The sequence below is a fragment of the Chitinophaga sp. GbtcB8 genome, from assembly GCF_019091455.1.
GTDB lineage: Bacteria > Bacteroidota > Bacteroidia > Chitinophagales > Chitinophagaceae > Chitinophaga.
Map to the genome: position 1 here is coordinate 1 of NZ_JAGXJN010000082.1, position 2,486 is coordinate 2,486.

General features: G+C 47.4%; 1 protein-coding gene. It reads right to left on the reverse strand.

The window, feature by feature from the left end; all coding sequences use genetic code 11:
- Positions 1–2,486: condensation domain-containing protein (locus tag KVT36_RS31420; RefSeq protein ID WP_217607379.1), on the reverse strand; the 2,486-nt coding region annotated here is incomplete at both ends.

A 2,486-nucleotide genomic window follows, 5' to 3' on the forward strand; every position in this document is an offset into this window, starting at 1 on the left:
AAATCACCCGTTCTGTACAGGCGCTCTCCGGGTTTGAAAGGATTGTCTATGAATTTAGTTGCTGTTAGTTCAGGTTGGTTCAGGTAACCTTGTGCTAAGCCATCACCGGCAATGCAGATCTCCCCTGCTACACCAATGGGTTGTAGCTGCAGGGCTTCGCTAAGAATGTAAATGCGGGTATTGGAGATGGGTTTACCGATCAGAATATTCCCATCGTTCTTTAACCTGTAAACAGTACTGTAGGTGGTATCTTCTGAAGGGCCGTACAGATTCCTGATCTCTATTCTTTCTGCGTCCAGCTGGTCCAGGTAACGCGGTGGGATAGGCTCCCCGGCCATGTTCAATACCGCTACGCTGCTTAGATCTATACCTTCGCTCAACAAGTTACCTACCACACTGGGCACGGTGTTGATCAGTATTTTTTCTGCCGTATTTAGATATTGGGGGATGGTCAGTGCATTGGCTAAGAACCGTACTGGTCTGCCCACACTTAACGGGTAAAATATCTCAAAAACAGAAAGATCAAAACAGATAGATGTTGTGGCAAATACTACATCAAAAGCCGCAGCATTAAACTCCTGTTGGCTCCAGTTAATGAAAGCTGTGGCATTGCTGTGGGTGATCATTACACCTTTAGGCTTGCCGGTAGAACCAGAGGTGTAAATGATATAGGCCAGGTCATCAGGTTGGCTGGTAGTGTTTACATTCTCTGCTGAATATTGATCTGCTATTTGCTTAAATTTAACCAGCTCCGTTTCATCTACCACTACTTTACATTGGCTGTCTGCTATAATATAATCAATGCGCTCCTGCGGATATTCCGTATCAATAGGCACATAAGCGCCGCCTGATTTTAATACCGCCAATATGGCTATGATAGTCTGCTCACTACGGTCTAATTGAATACCTATGCGGTCATTAGCCTGGATATTGTATTGTATGCGCAGATAATCGCCTAAGCGGTTAGCCTGCTCATTCAACGCCGCATAACTCAGTACTGTTTCACCAAACAGGATAGCTGTGTGATCCGGTGTTTTCGTTGCTTGTTCTTCAAACTTTTGCAGGATAGTACCGGTATGCTCATAAACTACCTCCGTTGCATTGAACGCTTCCAGCAGCTGAAGCTGTGCAGCGACGCCTAAATAGTTCAGGCGGTTCACCGGCACATCAGGATGCGCGATAATGGCGACCAGCAGCTGTTCCAGGTGATGGATAAAACGTTTAACGGTATCCTGGTTATAAAGATCCCGGTTGTATTCTACAATACAATGCAGGCCCTCCCCTTTTTCTATAAAGTTAAAAGTGAGATCAAACTTGGTGAACGGAGCTTGTACATCGCCATAGCTGCTTACCAGGGCTTCGCCTACCGGTGTTCCGTCTGAAAGCAGGCGGCCGGTGTTCTGCAATACTACCATCACATCAAACAGCGCACTGCGGCTCATGTCCCGGCGCAGCTGCAGTGTATCCACCAGCTCATCAAAAGGATAAGCCTGGTGTTCATAAGCACCCAGCGTGGTTTGTTTTACCTTTTGCAGCAGCGAGCTGTAACTGTCTGTGCCGCTGAATTGGCTTCGTAGAGCCAGCGTGTTTACATACAGCCCGATCTGATCTTCCAGGTCGCTGTGCAGGCGGCCGGCTACGGGTGTGCCGATAATAATATCTTCCTGCCCGGTATAGCGGTACAGCAAAGTATTCACTGCAGCCAGTAAGCCCATGAACAAAGTACTGCCCTGCTCATTTACCAGAGTTTGCAAACCCTGGGTCAAGGTTTTGCTGAGCATCATATTTACTGCAGCACCGTTATAGGTTTTAACTGCGGGGCGGGAATGATCACCCGGGAGGTCCAGCAAGGGCAGCTCACCTTCAAACTGTTGTAACCACCAATGCTTATGTGTTTCCAACGCAGCTACACTTAATTGCGATTGCTGCCAGGCGGCGTAGTCTTTATACTGAATGCGTAAATCCGGTAAGGTGCTGCTGGTGTTATTCACCTTTGCATGATACAGATGCAACAGCTCTTTTATCAATACTTCCATTGACCAGCCATCACTAATAATGTGATGCATGCTAAACGCAAACACCCATTTATTATCTGTTACCTGGTATAAAACCGCGCGCAACAAGGACCCTGTACGAAGATCAAAAGGCGTAGCAGACACCTGTTGGATCAGCAGCGGCAATTTTTCTTCCTGTACATGCTCCTGCCGCAGGTCTAAATGTTCTACCCTGAAATTGGAAGTGGCCTGGATGTATTGTTTTACCTCGCCCTGCTCATCTTCTTTAAAAACCGTGCGCAGGATCTCATGCCGCGCGATCAGGTCATTAAAGGCAGCTGCTAGCGCAGTAGTGTCCAGATTCCCTTCAAACACATAGGTACCTGGCATGTTGTAAGCCAGGTTACCTTCTTCAAACTGGCTCAGCACCCATAAGCGGCGCTGAGCGGCAGATAACTCATAAGCAGGTTTAGATCCTGTAACCGGTATGTT